At 49.8% G+C, this 15,645-nt stretch carries 18 protein-coding genes; 6 read left to right on the top strand and 12 right to left on the bottom strand.

Annotation, left to right across the window (positions count from 1 at the left end; genetic code table 11):
• Positions 1-2: 2 nt before the first annotated feature.
• The 8 genes from QMA09_RS02105 to QMA09_RS02070 form a co-directional block, all read right to left on the bottom strand.
• Positions 3-1,778: an acyl-CoA dehydrogenase family protein gene (locus tag QMA09_RS02105; protein WP_290211840.1), complete on the bottom strand. Its 1,776-nt coding sequence runs from the start codon at positions 1,776-1,778 to the stop codon at positions 3-5.
• Positions 1,768-2,856 (bottom strand): phosphotransferase family protein, encoded by a 1,089-nt coding sequence (locus QMA09_RS02100; protein ID WP_290211839.1) that lies wholly within the window; start codon positions 2,854-2,856, stop codon positions 1,768-1,770. The genes QMA09_RS02105 and QMA09_RS02100 overlap by 11 nt, the downstream gene beginning before the upstream one ends.
• A 3-nt stretch (positions 2,857-2,859) precedes the next feature.
• Positions 2,860-3,267, bottom strand: a complete 408-nt coding sequence (locus QMA09_RS02095) for an acyl-CoA thioesterase (RefSeq protein ID WP_290211838.1) — start codon at positions 3,265-3,267, stop codon at positions 2,860-2,862.
• A gap of 15 nt (positions 3,268-3,282) precedes the next feature.
• A complete protein-coding gene (locus QMA09_RS02090) occupies positions 3,283-4,062 on the bottom strand; it encodes an enoyl-CoA hydratase/isomerase family protein (RefSeq protein WP_290211837.1) in 780 nt (259 codons plus the stop codon).
• 5 nt (positions 4,063-4,067) lie between these two features.
• On the bottom strand, positions 4,068-4,946 hold the full coding sequence (locus QMA09_RS02085; RefSeq protein WP_290211836.1) for a 3-hydroxyacyl-CoA dehydrogenase family protein: 879 nt from the start codon (positions 4,944-4,946) through the stop codon (positions 4,068-4,070).
• A complete protein-coding gene (locus tag QMA09_RS02080) occupies positions 4,924-5,520 on the bottom strand; it encodes a TetR/AcrR family transcriptional regulator (protein WP_290211835.1) in 597 nt (198 codons plus the stop codon). Before QMA09_RS02080 ends, QMA09_RS02085 begins: the two co-directional genes overlap by 23 nt.
• A 16-nt stretch (positions 5,521-5,536) precedes the next feature.
• Positions 5,537-6,310 carry an SDR family oxidoreductase gene (locus QMA09_RS02075; RefSeq protein ID WP_290211834.1) on the bottom strand — a complete coding sequence of 258 codons (774 nt, stop codon included), beginning with the start codon at positions 6,308-6,310 and terminating at the stop codon, positions 5,537-5,539.
• A gap of 161 nt (positions 6,311-6,471) precedes the next feature.
• Entirely contained in the window at positions 6,472-7,422 is a 951-nt protein-coding gene (locus QMA09_RS02070; protein WP_290211833.1) for a threonine/serine dehydratase family protein, read from the bottom strand.
• Positions 7,423-7,573: 151 nt separating this feature from the next.
• Between QMA09_RS02070 and QMA09_RS02065 the strand changes: the two genes are divergently transcribed.
• Together QMA09_RS02065 and QMA09_RS02060 are read left to right on the top strand one after the other, a co-directional pair.
• The gene (locus QMA09_RS02065) at positions 7,574-8,131 is read left to right on the top strand and encodes an SLOG family protein (RefSeq protein WP_290211832.1); all 558 of its coding nucleotides are present in this window, start codon (positions 7,574-7,576) and stop codon (positions 8,129-8,131) included.
• A gap of 85 nt (positions 8,132-8,216) precedes the next feature.
• On the top strand, positions 8,217-9,707 hold the full coding sequence (locus QMA09_RS02060) for a glycine betaine uptake BCCT transporter (RefSeq protein ID WP_290211831.1): 1,491 nt from the start codon (positions 8,217-8,219) through the stop codon (positions 9,705-9,707).
• Between the two features lie 34 nt (positions 9,708-9,741).
• On the opposite strand, the gene QMA09_RS02055 is transcribed toward QMA09_RS02060, so the two are convergent.
• Positions 9,742-10,656 (bottom strand): catalase family peroxidase, encoded by a 915-nt coding sequence (locus tag QMA09_RS02055; protein WP_290211830.1) that lies wholly within the window; start codon positions 10,654-10,656, stop codon positions 9,742-9,744.
• Between the two features lie 96 nt (positions 10,657-10,752).
• Here QMA09_RS02055 and QMA09_RS02050 point away from each other — a divergent pair, with 96 nt between their 5' ends.
• The 3 genes from QMA09_RS02050 (at position 10,753) to QMA09_RS02040 (ending at position 13,133) form a co-directional block, all read left to right on the top strand.
• On the top strand, positions 10,753-11,019 hold the full coding sequence (locus QMA09_RS02050; protein ID WP_135503303.1) for a GNAT family N-acetyltransferase: 267 nt from the start codon (positions 10,753-10,755) through the stop codon (positions 11,017-11,019).
• A gap of 116 nt (positions 11,020-11,135) precedes the next feature.
• The gene (locus QMA09_RS02045) at positions 11,136-12,401 is read left to right on the top strand and encodes an erythromycin esterase family protein (RefSeq protein ID WP_290211829.1); all 1,266 of its coding nucleotides are present in this window, start codon (positions 11,136-11,138) and stop codon (positions 12,399-12,401) included.
• Between the two features lie 27 nt (positions 12,402-12,428).
• A complete protein-coding gene (locus tag QMA09_RS02040) occupies positions 12,429-13,133 on the top strand; it encodes a hypothetical protein (protein WP_290211828.1) in 705 nt (234 codons plus the stop codon).
• A gap of 83 nt (positions 13,134-13,216) precedes the next feature.
• Here QMA09_RS02040 and QMA09_RS02035 read toward each other — a convergent pair whose 3' ends face one another.
• Positions 13,217-13,900 carry a hypothetical protein gene (locus tag QMA09_RS02035; RefSeq protein WP_135503308.1) on the bottom strand — a complete coding sequence of 228 codons (684 nt, stop codon included), beginning with the start codon at positions 13,898-13,900 and terminating at the stop codon, positions 13,217-13,219.
• A gap of 134 nt (positions 13,901-14,034) precedes the next feature.
• Between QMA09_RS02035 and QMA09_RS02030 the strand changes: the two genes are divergently transcribed.
• Entirely contained in the window at positions 14,035-14,340 is a 306-nt protein-coding gene (locus QMA09_RS02030) for a hypothetical protein (RefSeq protein ID WP_290211827.1), read from the top strand.
• A 27-nt stretch (positions 14,341-14,367) separates the two neighbouring features.
• On the opposite strand, the gene QMA09_RS02025 is transcribed toward QMA09_RS02030, so the two are convergent.
• Together QMA09_RS02025 and QMA09_RS02020 are read right to left on the bottom strand one after the other, a co-directional pair.
• Positions 14,368-14,577 carry a hypothetical protein gene (locus QMA09_RS02025; protein ID WP_290211826.1) on the bottom strand — a complete coding sequence of 70 codons (210 nt, stop codon included), beginning with the start codon at positions 14,575-14,577 and terminating at the stop codon, positions 14,368-14,370.
• Between the two features lie 108 nt (positions 14,578-14,685).
• Positions 14,686-15,636, bottom strand: coding sequence for an ATP-grasp domain-containing protein (locus QMA09_RS02020; RefSeq protein WP_290211825.1), 951 nt, complete (start codon positions 15,634-15,636; stop codon positions 14,686-14,688).
• Positions 15,637-15,645: the final 9 nt, after the last annotated feature.

Here is a 15,645-nt window from a genome sequence, read left to right as displayed (position 1 = left end):
CCTTATGACGTGAATTGTTCCGCCGCCAGTATTTTCTGTGCAATGCTGCGTTTCGCTGCTTTGGCTCCTGACCGCTGAAGCCTGCTCAACTCTTTCGTAATGGCAGGAACAGAATCATGCAGCTCCCGTTCAGAAGCTGTGCCTTGAAGAAGCTTCCGGGCGTTGAATTCAGTTTCCAGCAATGCTTCATCTACCAGTGCATTTGCCAGCTCGATTTTCAAAGCCGCCTGCTGTTCGCCATTAACGTCTATCGCTTTCGCCGTTCTCAAGACAGCCGATTCAACAGCGAATAAACCAATAGCGATATCCGCCAAGTTCATCAATGTTTCCTGTTCATCCGCTAATTTGGAGCCGTATGTCCGGTAGGCGATGCCTGCACACAACAGAAAGACGCGGCGAATCGCTTGCACCGCTTCTATTTCCCGGGAAATAACGCTGATTGAATCGACTTTGGGAGTCTGCATTTCTTCCATAGCCTGCGCGGCAGCGGCTTCAAGCGGTATTTGCCCTTTTCCAGCGGCTTTCAGAAGATTGCCTGGGATGAGCAGCCTATTCACTTCATTGGTGCCTTCGAATATCCGGTTGATGCGTGAATCGCGGTAAATCTGTTCGATTTTGTATTCTTTAATATAGCCATAGCCTCCGTGCAATTGGAGCGCTTCGTCCGCCACAAAATCCAAAGTTTCTGAACCGTATACCTTGCAGATGGCGCATTCCGTTGCGTATTCCATCATCCGCTTGGCGATCAGTCCATGGTCCTCTGCATCATACAGCCCTTCCAATGCATCTTCGAGATGCCCTGCTGTCCGGTATTGCAGCGATTCCGCCGCATAAATCCGCATCGCCATGCCCGCGATTTTTTCTTGCGTTACAGTGAAATCCGCAATCGCTTTACCGAATTGCCGGCGTTCTTTCGTGTATTTCACAGCCAGCTCCAACGCGTATTTGGCTGCCCCCATCGTCGCCGAGCCCAAGTTGAAACGGCCCAGATTCAGGACATTCAACGCAATGACATGGCCTTTTCCGACTTCACCCAGCAGATTTTCAACCGGCACTTGGCAATCTTCGAAAATCACTGAACGGGTAGATGAGCCTTTGATGCCCATTTTCTGTTCCTCAGCCCCCAGCGCCAATCCCGGAAAATCCTTTTCGACGATAAAAGCCGTAAAAGCGTGATTGTCCACTTTTGCGTAAACGATGAACGTATCGGAAAACGCCGCATTCGTGATGAACATCTTCGTGCCGTTCAGCAAGTAATGGGTTCCCTCGCTATTTAATGTTGCCGTCGTCTGGGCTGCCAAGGCATCCGATCCTGCATTCGGCTCTGTCAGGCAGTATGCACCGATAAATTCACCGGATGCCAACTTCGGCAAATAACGGGCCTTCTGGTCAGCCGTACCAAAATACGTGATCGGCAATGTGGCGATGCACGTGTGATTCGAATGCGCGACGCCATAGCCGCCAGCCGGTCCGAGCGCTTCCCCGACGATGCCTTTGCTGATTTTATCCAATCCGAGTCCTCCGTATTGCTCCGGCACACTATGTCCCAGCAAACCAAGTACCCCTGCTTTATCCAATAACGTCTTGACCAGCGTGAAATCCTGCTGCTCGATTTTCTCGTTATGCGGCCGCACTTCGTTTTCCAAAAAACGTTTCGCCGTTTTGTAAATCATTAGGTGTTCTTCTGTAAAGTCTTCGGGCGTGAACACCCCTTCTGCAGACGGCGCTCTATATAAAAAGCTGCCGCCCCTGTATGCCAAAGTTTTATCACTGACCATTTCCGCCTGCCTCCTTTTTCTTCGCCGTCTTAAGGGCGTGGTGAATGAGGATTTCCACGAACGGGGCAAGCTGCGCAAACCGTTTGTCAGCGGTTTGCCCCTTTTTGTACCGGTAATAAATTTGCTGGCAGATAACCGCCAATTTAAAGCTTGCGAACGTCACGTAGAAATCGATATTCGACACGTCACGCCCGCTTTTTTCCGCATAACGCTCGATAAATTCCTGCCTCGTATAAAACCCTTCCGTAACTGTCACGGGCGCTTTCCCAAAACCTTTCTTCAGCGCTTCCGGATCATCCTTTTCCATCCAATAACTCATTGCTGCGCCAAGGTCGGCTAGCGGATCGCCGACTGTCGTCATTTCCCAGTCGAACAAGCCGGTGATCTCACTGAAGTCTTCGGAAAACATCGTGTTGTTCAATTTGAAGTCGTAATGGATGATAGCAGGTTCCGGCGATTTCGGAATATGCGCAAGCAGCCAAGCGGCCAATTCTTCCGCTTCCGGTATATCGTCCGTTTTTGCGCGTTCATAACGGCTGATCCATCCTGTCACTTGGCGCTCCATGAACCCCTCCGGCTTCGCCAGTTCAGCGAGCGCTGTCCCTTTATAATCGATGGCATGCAGCTCTACCAACTGGTCCACCATCAACTCGGAAATCCGGCGCCCTAATTCCGCAGACGGCTCAACGCCTTGCGGAAATTCCGTGTCGAGCACGACGCCATGCCGCCTTTCCATGACAAAAAACGGACTGCCGACGATTTCCGTATCATGCGAAAAAACGTATGGCTTCGGTGCAGCTGGAAAAAGTGGATGCAATGCGGAAAGAATGGTGAATTCGCGTTCCATGTCATGTGCTCTTGGCGCTACGGGTCCAAGCGGCGGCCGCCTCAATACCGCTTCCCAGCTGCCGATGGCCAATGCGTAGGTCAGATTCGAATGCCCGGCACCGAATTGGCGGATTTCCAATTCACCTTCCGGCAGCCCGCTAATCGTGCTTTTCAGAAATTGATGCAGCTTGGCGCTGCCCAGTTCTTCTCCTGGCCGTACCGCTATCGTTCCGTTCAGAGTTTCTGCCATCTCTTACACCTCTTCCGCAAACTTCTCAAGCTGGCTGCGGATATTGTCCGGCAAGCGTTCACTTTTCTGCTTTTTAAAATCAAAGCACACAGCCCCCGCCTCGCCTTCCGCAATCAATTGGCCGGTTTCAGCATCCTCAATCCGGTGTCCGATCATGAAACTCGAATTACCGATTTTGGTGATGAATGAACTGACTTTCAACTTCTGGTCAAAAAATGCCTGATTGGTGAAATTACAGGTCGCAGACAGCAAGATGACGTTCCACTTTTCAAGTTCCATCTCAAACCCCAATGCCCTGAACAATTCAATCCGGGCTTCTTCCAAATAGATGAAATAACTGATATTGCTGACATGCCCGAGGGCATCCGTTTCACTGAAGCGAACTTTCACCGTGATTTCATGCGCTGCCATCTTTGCTGCACCCCTTCACTTGTTTTGGAATTGCGGTGTTCTTTTATCGATAAAAGCCTGGACGCCTTCCCGGACATCCGCCGTCTGGAACACTTCTTCGAACAACCCAGCTTCGAGTTCCACCCCTTGCCCGACCGTCAGTTCCATGCCTTCGCCAACCGCCTTTTTGATGCGGGACAAAGCAGGAAGCGAAAAGCCGCCGATGCGCTGCGCCATTTTCCTGGCCGTTTCCATGCCCTGGCCTTTCGGGACGACTTTATTGACAAGGCCGATTTTTTCCGCCTCCGCTGCAGAAACAGCTTGTCCCGTAAACATCAACTCCTTGGCTTTCGCCTCTCCAACAAGGCGCGGCAGCCGTTGTGTCCCGCCTCCGCCTGGAAACAGCCCGAGCGTTATTTCTGGAAGTCCGATTTGTGCGTGGTCCTCGGCAATCCGAATATCGCAGCACAGCGCCAATTCGCATCCCCCGCCGAATGTCAGTCCGTTCAGCATGGCAATCACCGGCTTTTCAAAGCGCTCGATCCGATTTAAAATCTCATGCGTTTCCATGAACTTGCCCTTCAGTGCAGGCTGTCCGATCAAGTTCGGGAACTCTTTGATATCCGCACCTGCAGCAAATACGTTTTCCCCTTGGCCAGTAAGAATAACCGCATTGATGCCCGCGTCTTCTCCCAACTCGCCGAACGCTTTATCCAGCTCTTTGAACACTTGGCTGCTGATGACGTTCATCGGCGGATTCACGATTGTGACCACCGCATAGCCCTGAGCTTTTTCTATATGTACAAGTTGCGCCATTCCACTTACACCTCCACTTTCTGATAATCGTAAAACCCTTTGCCTGTTTTCCGGCCCAGCTCGCCATTTTCCACTTTTTCTTTGATGAAGTCCGCCGGTTTGTCTGCCGGATCGCCTGTTTCTGCGTATTGCTGCTGCATGACGTCGTAGACGATATCGATGCCCGACAAGTCCATCAATTCAAACGGGCCGATAGGATGGCGCAGCGCTTTTTTCACAATCAAATCGATTTCCTTGAAATCCGCTATGCCTTTCCCATATAAATGGAGCGCTTCTTTTTGCAGCGCACCCAGCAAGCGGTTCGCCACAAAACCCGAAATTTCTTTGCGCAGCAAAACACCGGTCCTGTTTATGCGTTTGCAGAGCTCCATCGAAACTTGGGCTGTCGCTTCCGATGTTTCATCGCTCATGACGACTTCCACACAATCCATGACAAGCGGAGGGAAAAAGAAATGCATATTGCAGACCCTATCCGGCCGGCCCGTCGCTTCAGCAAGGAGCGAATTGACGATGGTCGAACTATTGGATGCCAAAATGGCATGAGGCGGTGCAAGCTGGTCTAAACGTTCGAAAATCCCACGCTTTACATCCAATTTCTCTACAACTGCTTCGATGGCATAATCTGCGTCGCCAGCTGCTGCCTCCAGACTTTCCGTAAATGACAAATTGCTGAATGCTGTGTTTTTTTCTTCTTCCGTCAATTTCTTTTTGGCGACCCATTGATCCATTACCTTTCGGAGCGCACCTTCCGCTTTGCGCAATGCTTCAGCATTGACGTCGTTCAATGTTGTTTGGAAGCCGCCCAACGCACAAAGCATTGCGATCTGCTGTCCCATCTGCCCTGCTCCGACGACGCATATTTTAGTGATTTGAAATTCCGACATGTTCTTTTCCTCCTTCGCTCATAATGCCATTCAATAGCATATCGCTGAAAATTTCAGCGAGCTTTTCGGCTGGGATGCTGCCGGCTGGATTGAACCATTGATAGCTCCAATTGGTGACGCCCAGAATCGCGAATGCTGCCATGTCCGGCTGGATTTGGCGCCTGAATTCTCCGGATGCCACCCCATCACGCAGCAGCTCTTCAATATTCATGCGGAATTGTTCCCGCTTTCTTTTCACAGCCTCTGCATTGGCTTGTTTCAGGTGGCGCATTTCCCGGAAAAACACACGTCCGCTTGGGCCGTGCTGCTCAATGTCGCCAATCAGCAAGCCAATGATGGAAGTAATCTTTTCGCGGCTGCTTGCCTCTGACTGCCGAATAGCCTCCTGCCGCATAAGCAAGTCGCCGATATAATCCGAATGGATGTCCATCAGCAATTGCTCTTTGCTTTGAAAATAATAATAGAACGTCCCTTTCGTCACGCCAGCAGCTTCGACAATGTCTTGCACCGATGTCGCACTGAAACCTTTTTCTTCAAACAACCGGATGCTTCCCTCTTTCAGTTTCGTTTTCATCTCCAGCCCCCGCATTCTAGATAGCGTGCATGCCGCCGTCGACAATGATGACATCGCCAGTCACGTAATCTGAAGCTTTAGATGCCAAAAATAGTGCAGCCCCTTTCAAATCTTCTTCTGTACCGAAACGATTGAGCGGCGTCAGTTCCAATAATCCGCTGCCGCCCTTTTCAATGAGCCCTTTCGACATCTTCGTCGGAAAAAATCCAGGTGCAATCGCATTGACGTTGATATTGTGCTGGCCCCATTTAGCCGCCAAGTCCTTTGTGAACGTGATGACCGCTCCTTTGCTGGTGTTGTAGCCGATAGTATCCATTAACTTCGGATCAATGCCGCCAAGGCCAGCGACAGATGCAATATTGATGATTTTCCCGCTGCCTTGCTTGACCATCGCTTCGCCCGCAGCCTGGCTCATCAAAAATGTCCCGGTGATATTGACGTCGATGACTTTGCGCCAAGCATCGAGCGGCATCTCGAGTACCGGCGCTCCCCATGTCGCCCCTGAATTATTGACGAGAATATCAATCGCCCCAAACTCTTCCAGCGTTTTCTTGACGACATTCTCAACATCTTCCGGTTTGGTGACGTCGCATTCCAGCGCCAGCGCCCTTACCCCTTTTGCTTTCAATTTTTCCGCCATTTCTTCACAGGCTTCCACTTTCCTTGAGCACAGCACCACATTTGCTCCTGCCTCTGCAAAGCCTTCGGCAATTTGCGCGCCCAGCCCTCGCCCGCCTCCCGTCACGATAGCCGTCTTGCCGTCCAATTTAAAAAGGTCCATTACGTTCATCTGCCATTCCCCCATTCTAATTAACCGTTTCTCACATACTAACTAGTTGGTATGTTCAGAATACTTAAATTAATGTTACCGTTTTCATTTGATGAATGCAAGACCAGGGGAATTTTAACGCTCATATAAAAAATGGCTGGAGAGCAGAACTCTCCAGCCATCTATTTTGGCAAAAATGCTTGCAGTTCTTTTAAATCGACGTTGCCGCCAGACAATACCACCGCTGCTTTCAGATTCGCACCTTTCAATTCCCCGAACAGGAGAGGGGCTGCCGCCATTGCACTGGACGGCTCCACAAGCTGCTTGGTTCTTTCCGCTAAAAATTGGAACGTTTTTTTAATGTCGGCTTCAGACACTAATAGAAGGCCGTCCAGGTATTGCTGTAAAATCGGAAAAGTCATGGCTCCGGGTTGAGATGTCCGCAACCCGTCGGCAATAGTGAAGCTTTCCGGGATCGATGTGATGCGGCCGCTTTGGAGCGACAGCCACGTATCATTCGCCTCTTCAGGTTCTACGCCGATCACCTTGATGCCGGGATTCACGTTTTTCACAGCCGCCAGGACCCCGCTGATCAATCCGCCCCCTCCGACTGGCACGAGAATCGCATCGAGCCCCTCCACTTGCTCGAGCAGTTCGAGCCCGATCGTGCCTTGTCCCGAAATAATGTCTTCGTGGTCGTAAGGCGGAATATAGACGCCGTTGTTTTCCGCGGCCAATTGCTGCGCTTTCGGAATCCTGTGAGCGGAAGTCGTGCCGCAATAGACGACTTCCGCGCCGTACGATTCAATGGCCGCCACTTTCACCCGGCTGGCAGTTTCCGGAACCACGATGACAGCCGGAACGCCAAGCTGTTTTGCCACATAGGCTACTGCTTGCCCATGGTTGCCGGAAGATGCAGCTGCCACCGATGCCGCTCCCGCCTGCACGGCATTTTTGACGGCGTTGGCAGCTCCCCTGATTTTAAAAGAACCTGTTTTCTGCAAATGCTCTGCTTTAAAATAAACCCTGTTGCCGCTTGCCAGATCGAATTGTTCAGAACTTAAAATCGGTGTGCGGTGAATCATATCCGCAACGTTCAATTGAGCCCTTTTTACGCTTTCAAGGCCCGCCATGGCTGACGCCTCCTTTTATGCCACCATTTTAACATAATTCTGAAAAATAGCACTTAAAGGCGTTGAACCTGAGTTGTTTCGCAATTTAGCTTTATTATCGTAGCCCAGCGGGTAGTATATACTGAAAGAAACGATAGAAAGGAAGCTTATGATGATTAAACGTTTAGTGGTGACCGGCTATAAGCAGCATGAACTCGGCATCTTCGATGACAAAAACCCGGGCATCCGCATCATCAAAAAAACTCTTGAAGACCGGCTCCGGGTGTTTCTGGACGAAGGGCTGGAATGGGTGATTTTGAGCGGCCAGCTCGGCGTGGAGACTTGGGCAGCGGAAGTGGTGCTTGAGTTGAAAGACGAATTCCCTCAATTGCAATACGCCATCCTCACCCCTTTTGTCGATCAGGAAAAGAAATGGAATGAAACCAAACAAGAAAAATACCAAATGATCTTGGAGCTGGCGGATTTCCACCGCAGCCTCACCAACCGGCCATATGAGGCGCCATGGCAATTCATCGAGAAAAGCAAGTTTTTCCTCCGCAATTCGGATGCCATGCTCATTGTCTACGACGAGGAAACGGACGGCTCCCCGAAATTCACAAAACGGGATGCCGAAACCTATGCAGAAACGCATGACTACAAAGTCTTCACCATCACGGCGGATGATTTGCGCATAGCTGCTGAGGAAGAACAAATGAATGAGTGGGACTGATCAACTCAGCCATATCGTTTGACCTGAAGATGGTTTTTCGGTAAGTTTAAATGTCATCTAGAAAATATCCACAGAAGGAGAAATTATGAAAAAAGCTTCGAAAGTCTTTTACATCGCATTCGCTTTAGTCATCTTGACAGTCGTATTCGGCGTCATCGCACCACAAGCCTTTGAAAAAATCACAGGCAACATCCGGTCATACATCGATACAGGCTTCGGCTGGTATTATTTAATGCTTATGGCTTTGATTTTAATCTTCACATTCATCATCATCATCAGCCCTTACGGCAAAATCCGGCTCGGCAAAGATTCAGACCGCCCGGAATTCTCGACCATTTCCTGGATTTCCATGCTGTTCTCAGCAGGAATGGGGATCGGCCTCGTTTTCTATGGCGCCTCCGAACCGCTCAGCCATTTCGCTGTACAGCCGGCCACTGCTGAACCCGGTACTGACGCTGCATTCAAAGAATCCCTGCAGCGCACGTATTACCATTGGGGAATCCATGTCTGGGCCATGTACGGCATTGTCGCCTTGGCGCTCGCATTCTTCCAGTTCCGCAAAGGGGAGCCTGCGTTAATTTCATCAACACTGAAGCCGATTTTCGGCAAGAAAATGGATGGTCCGCTCGGCACACTTGTAGACGTACTAGCCGTTTTCGCTACCGTCTTCGGAGTGGCCACTTCACTCGGCTTTGGCGCTGCTCAAATTAACGGCGGTCTTGCATACCTATTCGGCGTGCCGCAGACTTCCACCGTCCAATTCATCATCATCGGTGCCGTAACGATATTGTTCATCAGTTCCGCATGGTCCGGGCTCAATAAAGGCATCAAATACTTGTCCAACATCAATATGATATTGGCTGTTATCCTATTGATCCTGGTACTCGTTCTCGGTCCGACATTGCTGATTTTGAATATGTTCACCGAAACGTTCGGCAATTACGCACAGAATTTGATCAGCCTGAGTTTCCAGTCTGCGCCGCTTGATGCAGAAAATCGCCAATGGCTCAACAACTGGACAATTTTCTACTGGGCATGGTGGATTTCCTGGGCGCCGTTTGTCAGTATGTTCATCGCCCGCATTTCCAAAGGGCGCACAATCCGCGAATTTCTGATCGGCGTCGTCTTGACGCCAACTATTTTCGGAGCGTTTTGGTTTGCGGCATTCGGTACGACAGCCATCGATTTGCAGAAAAGCGGAAGCGATTTGGCTGGATTCCCACCGGAGCAGTCTTTGTTTGCGATGTTCAGTGAAATGCCTCTTGGCTTTGCCATGTCAATCGTCGCTATTTTGCTGGTCAGCACGTTTTTCATCACGTCAGCTGATTCCGCGACATTCGTCCTTGGCATGCAGTCGACAAAAGGATCGCTGCACCCAAGCAACCAGATCAAAATCCTCTGGGGCATTGCGCAATCCGCAGTCGCGGCCATTTTACTGGCTGTCGGCGGATTAGCCGCTGTGCAAAACACCATCATCGCAGCAGCTCTGCCGTTCTCACTGGTCATGATTTTGATCATTGTATCTTTGTTCAAGGCTTTGAATACGGAATTGAAAACAAACAGGACCCGCAAATAAAAAGAGCTGTCGAGAAATTCTCGACAGCTCTTTTTCACGTTCCTGGCGTGCGCCTTGCATGGGAAATGGAATAGGCCAGCGAACGGAATGCGAGAATACGGTCTTCCGAACACGCTATTCCAGGGACCATCACAGTCGGATCAAAAAGGATTTTTTCATCATCCAGTCGATTGCGGCGGATTTCCAGATGCCCTGCGACGATTTTCCGCCGCTCTTTCGGCCATTCTTTTGTCGGATCATCGGTCGGGTCGCCCGGCTCGCCGATGATGATGTTCAATCGGAAACCGGCCGGGCCGTTTCTCAAGCGGCTTTCAAGCTCTTGTTCAAAATGTCCCCGCCCCATTGCTTTTGCGTCTTTAGGCGATAACACGGCGACTCCGGCATCTGGCTCCCATTCGTATTTGATGGGTGTCCGGCGCCCCTCGCCGTCGATGAAATAAAATACGTGCATCGCATAATAACGCCCTTTTACAAAGCTTGCCGGTGCATGCATTTTCCGCAATACTTTGATAGCCGAGCGGCTGTCCGGATATTTGATCAGCAGTTTTATCAATGTTGGCAACGGCAGCCGGCCTTTTTTAAGCGATTTCGCAAGGCCCAGCATCTCAGTGAAGGTTTCCGGTGTCTTAGCGAAAAAAACCGGTGCATTGACGCCCACAATATTCGTGATTTCTCCACTAGGCAATTGGAATTGCACAGCCATTCCTTTGACCGGCGACATCGCGTCGGTCCAAATCGGATTAGGGGAACTATGCGAGAAACGCACGGCAGCTCTTGTCTCCCCCGCTTGAAGGTGTTCCGCTGTTGTATAATCCGCTGCACCACCAGTAGCTGTGAACACCGCTTCATACATGACGCCCCGGGCATGCGCCCGCCGATACCCGTTATGCTTGCCGAAAACTTTTTCAATGCGGTCGATAGCCATTCCAGCCAATTGCTTTTTCTCCATTCAATCACCTCTTTAGTAAAAGCTATACCCGCTCATGAATAATTTTAAGTATTTCGGGAATACTAAAGAAGGCATATTTTTAAAGGAGGAAATTACATGGATATCAAACACAGCGAAAACAAATTCACGATTGTCAAAGACGGCGAAGAACTCGGCGTGTTGTCATATGTTCCAAGCGGCAATGTTCTGACTGTTGACCACACGGAAGTCTCGCCCCAGCTCGAAGGCCAGGGAATGGGCAAGAAATTGGTCGAGCATGTTGTAAATTATGCACGCCAAGAAGGCAAATGCATCGACCCGCAATGCCCATTCGCCAATGGCGTTATCGAAAAGACTCCGGAATTCCAGGACGTCTTGCAGTGAATTTTCGGACATCCGCCAAAAGCGGATGTTTTTTTATGTCCGTTGCCGGGCATCGTTTCAATTGCGGCTATACGGGAAAACCAAGAGTAACAGCGGAATAGAAAGGGGTTTTAGTTGTGGATATATCGCTTGAAGAAGCCATAAAGAAACACGCCCTGCCTTATCGATCTTCCGAAGACTTGAACAGGATTGTTGATGCCATCGGCAGTTCCAAAATCGTCTTGCTTGGAGAAGCGACCCATGGCACTTCCGAGTTTTATACAATCCGCGCCGAACTATCCAAAAGGCTCATCCAGGAGCGGGGCTTTTCCATCATTGCCGTAGAAGGTGATTGGCCGCCTTCGCATGCAGTCAACCGCCATACCAAAGCGTATAGCCCTGCAGAACAAGAAAGCCGTGAAGTGCTCCAGGCTTTCAACCGCTGGCCGACCTGGATGTGGGCCAATGAAGAAGTCGCCGATTTCATCGAGTGGCTGCGGCTGCACAATGGCCAAAGTGCACAGAAGACGGGTTTTTACGGCATCGACCTTTATAGTTTATGGGAATCGATGGAGGAAATTATCGGGCACCTTTCCACAGCCAGCCCTTCCGCGAGCCACCTGGAACTGGCAAAAAAAGCCTTCGCCTGCTTTGAGCCATTCAACCGCGACGCTGAAAAGTATGCGATGTCTGCCATCCATCCATTTAACCGGTGCATTGATGAAGTCGACAAGCTGCTGGAAGTGATGAGGCAAGACAGCGCACTTTATCAAGATGGACAGGAAACCGCGCTCAGTTTGAAAATCAATGCACTCGTCGCCAGAAATGCGGAAGATTATTACAGCGCAATGGCGCGGGACGACACCTTATCATGGAATGTCCGCGATGGGCATATGGTGGAAGCCATCAACGAAATAAGGGATTTCCACGGCCCGGATGCGAAAATCATCGTCTGGGAACACAATACGCATATTGGAGATGCCCGTGCCACTGACATGCGCAGAGAAGGCATGGTCAATGTCGGGCAACTGATGCGCGAACAGCAGCATGCCGAGGGTGTTTTCGCGCTTGGCTTCGGCACTTATACCGGCTCTGTCATTGCGGCAAGCTCCTGGGGTGCGCCTTACCAGAAGATGCGTGTCCCTCCTGCGCGCCTCAATTCGTGGGAAGAGTTGCTGAACCGCACAGGCGCCCATGACAAGCTGCTGATTTTCGGCGATGACAATCACGCTTTATTCAACCGCTGGGTCGGACACCGTGCAATCGGCGTCGTTTACCATCCCGAATATGAAGCCCATGGCAATTACGTTCCATCGAAAATATCCGAGCGCTACGATGCTTTTATTTTCATCAATGAGACGACAGCATTGACGCCGATTCCGATCGAAAAGACGATTCTTTGACATGTTTCTCTTTAGGAGGAGAATGCAATGGACAAAAAACGAGGTCTTATGCTAATTACTGCCACCGTCCTGCTGATTGCTTTGGCTTTCTTGTTCATTACTGGAACCGGTTTTCTTGATACGCTCAACGGTTCCAGTACACCAGCGAAAGAAACCGAGCCGCCTGCAACAGGGGAAGTTTCCGAACCTGTAAAGGAACCTGCCCTTCCAATTGAAGAGCGCTTCCCTGCTGAAAAGGAATTGGTGGTCCAAATTGAAGGCACTGAAGAAAAAATCATCGGCCGCCTGACTATCGGGAAAAATGAATCGTATATCATTTACATCGATGAAGAACGCTATAAAATGGTGGCCGGACAAGATGCGGATCCGGACATGATCGTTCCAAAAGAAGCGTTGCCGGAAGGCTATCCTGAAGTATCGATGGCAATCCTGCATACCCCTGACATTGCACCAGCTGATCGGGCCGTGGAGCTTGCCGAACACTTAAAAGCTGTCTTTCCAGACTTGAAAGAGACGGAAAAAGTCGAGGAACCTGTTGAAGGATTTCTGCTTCACGGCATCGCGAATGGCGGCCAGGAATGGGATGACCCAGTCATCAACGCTTACGTTGTCAGTGATGGGCAGCAAGGCAGCTTTACCTTGAGTGAAAAATATTTCCTGGAAGCTGCCGAAGGCCACGGTGCCCGATTCTACTCGATGGCCCAGGAATTCATGGCGATTGCGCCTGAATAATGGCGGAATAGCTTACGCGGCACTCTTTCCATTTCCGGATGAAGGCATAAAAAAATGCGGACCGCTTTGGTCCGCATTTTTCATTATACTAACTCATCCGCTCCTGAGTTGAGGGAATAAAGGAAACTCCAATTATCCGCTTTGTATAATTGGCTGAATGTCATCTTATCGCCTGTACCCATTGTGGCCACATCTTGTTCAATCGCCACGACCATAGTGGTTGCGCCATTTTCAAGATTCAGGTAGACATCTCCGATAGAAGGTTTGATGGCATTCTTTTCTTTCAATTCCTCTTCCAGCCCCGCATCTTTTTCAAGCTGCTCTGCTGGCACTTTGGATTTGTCGTAATAAGCGATATCGTTGCTTCCCGGCTCTTGGCCTGGCGCCATGACGAAAAACTCTTTCGCTTTTACCGTGTTCTGGCGAGTTGTGATAACGTCTCTGCCTTCCACCAATTCAACTCTCTCAAATTCGTTCAATGCATAGTGGTCCGTATAATCCGGGTCCGGCTTCGAGATGAAAATATAGCCGCCCTGCTCTGCTTCAAGGTCTTCACGCAATGTATAGCGCGTCCCCATCAGCATGAACGAATCCATGTGTTTCGGCTTATAGAAGGTTACATCTTCCGCCTTGCTCTCAAACTGCTCCATGTCTTTGATCCGGTACATCAGCACCGACTTTTTAGCCAATGGTTTTACCGAATACACTTTATGCAGCTCGTTGTTGAAGTAGACGAATTGTCCCTTCCTTACTTGCAATAATTTCATGTTATGCCCTCCGATCTTAGCTTTGCTCTCGCGTTTATTCTAGAGTAAATGAACATAGAAGTCCATGCATGTACTCGAATTGGCTGTTTTGCTATAGTAGGACAAGAAAACAATTTGCAAAGGATGTGCTGAAAATGGAATTCGAAAACCGCGAAGAATACATCATCAAGAAATACCAGCAAGATGAAAACACGATGATCCAGCTGTTTGTCCACTGGTGCGCGGCCCGCCAATTGGACCCTGTTGCACTTTACCAGCAAGCCTATCCCCATCAGGAAAAGAACCCGGCATTGCTTCTCGCTATAGAAGAAAACGCTGCCGAACCGGAAGAAATCGATGTGGGCGACGACACGATGCTGGAAATCCTTCAGATGTTCGGCAACGACGATCTGGCCTTCGCTGTTTCCGAAGAAATCAGCAAAGCGCCACGCAAAAAATAAAGATCGAATGCGCTTCGCATTTGATCTTTATTTATGTTTTTTTCGCAATGCCTTCGCTTTGTTTTCAATATAGCTTGTCCGCAGATTCTCGTAGCGATTCGACGCTACATTGCTATAGATTTTATCGAAATACGAATCATTGTTTTTAGTTTCTTCTTCTGTTTCTTCTTCCGCTTCCTCTATTCCTTCTGTTCCTACCGGTTCAACCGTTTCTTCTTCCTCTCGCTTCTTATCCATTTTCAACGCCCTTTCTTGTTCTTACTCTTTTACTGAGTTTTTCCCGGATAAAGCAGGCCTTAAACAAAAACGAGAAGGCTCCGCCTCAAAGAAACGGTGCCTCCCCTATTAAACAACAACCTTCGCGCCTTTCAATTCCTTGCCAAGGAAACTTGCCAATTCCAGCATGCCGTACTTGCCGTGTGCAGCTTCTGCATCTGCATTGTAATTGGTATTGGTGTTCACATCGTAGGTGAAAATGTCTCCTGCGCTGTTGCGGATAAATTCAATTCCCGCCACTGCAATATTGTTTTGGCGCAGGAATTCTTCGTATTTGTCGATGATCGGGTCATTGAACCCTTCCACCACTTGGAATTTCGGCTTTTCGTCCGATTCTTCGCCGACTGGGCAGAACAAATCATCGATTCGGCATGCATCTGCCGGACACAGCTCAAAGCCTTCCGAAGTATCCACTTGCACCGCGTAGACAAATTTTCCGCCGACAAATTCACAGCGGGTGATAAATGGCTCAGGCGCCTGGATGTATTGCTGTACCAATGTGATGCCATCGATCGAAGGTTCGAATCCGCCGCCGTCCAAATATTCATGCAAGGCTTCCATCGAATGGAATAATTGTACACCAAGCCCTTTGCCGGCACGGTTATGTTTGATGATGAAAGACGCTTCGCCGAGCTTTTCCGCCGCTTTGACGATTTGCGCCTTGCCGTTCGCCGCAATTGTTTTCGGCGTCTGGATGCCGGCTGCGTTCAGCGCCATGTACTGATTGACTTTGCTGACTTCCAGGCGCAGCGCGCGGCTGCCATTGAACACGTTGCGGCCGTGGTGCTCGAGCCAGACAAGCACAGATTCCGTCAATTCCGGCGCATAGCGGTGGCCCCGTGTGTGCGATGACGCACTCATGCGGCTGTAAAATACGCCTTCTGGCGGCGCTTCGTTCAAATCCACCAAGCCTTCATCGATAAACCAGTTCTCATAAGGCAATTCCAATTCATCCAGCCGTTTGAATAAATGCGTCGTCCATTCTTCATTTTCGTGAATTACGTATATTTTTTCAGTCATCGTCTTCCT

It is taken from the genome of Planococcus sp. APC 3906 (genome assembly GCF_030407685.1).
Taxonomy (GTDB): domain Bacteria; phylum Bacillota; class Bacilli; order Bacillales_A; family Planococcaceae; genus Planococcus; species Planococcus koreensis.
The sequence above is the reverse complement of the archived record's forward strand: the minus strand, read 5'-3'. Positions and strand labels throughout refer to the sequence as shown.

Bases quoted from the DNA above. Each gene is read 5' to 3' on its own strand.
- QMA09_RS02050 (WP_135503303.1), top strand. From the start codon at position 10,753: ATGGATATCAAACACAGCGAAAACAAATTCACGATTGTCAAAGACGGC.
- QMA09_RS02100 (WP_290211839.1), bottom strand. From the start codon at position 2,856: ATGGCAGAAACTCTGAACGGAACGATAGCGGTACGGCCAGGAGAAGAA.
- QMA09_RS02040 (WP_290211828.1), top strand. From the start codon at position 12,429: ATGGACAAAAAACGAGGTCTTATGCTAATTACTGCCACCGTCCTGCTG.
- QMA09_RS02025 (WP_290211826.1), bottom strand. From the start codon at position 14,577: ATGGATAAGAAGCGAGAGGAAGAAGAAACGGTTGAACCGGTAGGAACA.
- QMA09_RS02055 (WP_290211830.1), bottom strand. From the start codon at position 10,656: ATGGAGAAAAAGCAATTGGCTGGAATGGCTATCGACCGCATTGAAAAA.
- QMA09_RS02080 (WP_290211835.1), bottom strand. From the start codon at position 5,520: ATGAAAACGAAACTGAAAGAGGGAAGCATCCGGTTGTTTGAAGAAAAA.
- QMA09_RS02065 (WP_290211832.1), top strand. From the start codon at position 7,574: ATGATTAAACGTTTAGTGGTGACCGGCTATAAGCAGCATGAACTCGGC.
- QMA09_RS02075 (WP_290211834.1), bottom strand. From the start codon at position 6,310: ATGAACGTAATGGACCTTTTTAAATTGGACGGCAAGACGGCTATCGTG.
- QMA09_RS02105 (WP_290211840.1), bottom strand. From the start codon at position 1,778: ATGGTCAGTGATAAAACTTTGGCATACAGGGGCGGCAGCTTTTTATAT.
- QMA09_RS02095 (WP_290211838.1), bottom strand. From the start codon at position 3,267: ATGGCAGCGCATGAAATCACGGTGAAAGTTCGCTTCAGTGAAACGGAT.
- QMA09_RS02060 (WP_290211831.1), top strand. From the start codon at position 8,217: ATGAAAAAAGCTTCGAAAGTCTTTTACATCGCATTCGCTTTAGTCATC.
- QMA09_RS02090 (WP_290211837.1), bottom strand. From the start codon at position 4,062: ATGGCGCAACTTGTACATATAGAAAAAGCTCAGGGCTATGCGGTGGTC.
- QMA09_RS02020 (WP_290211825.1), bottom strand. From the start codon at position 15,636: ATGACTGAAAAAATATACGTAATTCACGAAAATGAAGAATGGACGACG.
- QMA09_RS02035 (WP_135503308.1), bottom strand. From the start codon at position 13,900: ATGAAATTATTGCAAGTAAGGAAGGGACAATTCGTCTACTTCAACAAC.
- QMA09_RS02070 (WP_290211833.1), bottom strand. From the start codon at position 7,422: ATGGCGGGCCTTGAAAGCGTAAAAAGGGCTCAATTGAACGTTGCGGAT.
- QMA09_RS02030 (WP_290211827.1), top strand. From the start codon at position 14,035: ATGGAATTCGAAAACCGCGAAGAATACATCATCAAGAAATACCAGCAA.
- QMA09_RS02085 (WP_290211836.1), bottom strand. From the start codon at position 4,946: ATGTCGGAATTTCAAATCACTAAAATATGCGTCGTCGGAGCAGGGCAG.